Source organism: Providencia sp. M-27 (assembly GCF_011077905.1).
Lineage (GTDB): Bacteria > Pseudomonadota > Gammaproteobacteria > Enterobacterales > Enterobacteriaceae > Providencia > Providencia huaxiensis.
Genome location: NZ_JAALBT010000088.1, coordinates 1 through 210, shown reverse-complemented (window position 1 = coordinate 210; position 210 = coordinate 1). Strand labels below are relative to the sequence as shown.

1 rRNA gene is annotated in these 210 nt (G+C 49.5%); it reads right to left on the bottom strand.

Going from position 1 to position 210, the window contains the following annotated elements:
- Positions 1-210: ribosomal RNA gene (locus G6Q48_RS22045) — 23S ribosomal RNA — on the bottom strand; the annotation flags it as partial.

Here is a 210-nt window from a genome sequence, read left to right as displayed (position 1 = left end):
CCGCATTATCGTTACTTATGTCAGCATTCGCACTTCTGATACCTCCAGCATACCTCACAGTACACCTTCACAGGCTTACAGAACGCTCCCCTACCCAACAATATCTAAATATCGCTGCCGCAGCTTCGGTGCATAGTTTAGCCCCGTTACATCTTCCGCGCAGGCCGACTCGACCAGTGAGCTATTACGCTTTCTTTAAATGATGGCTGC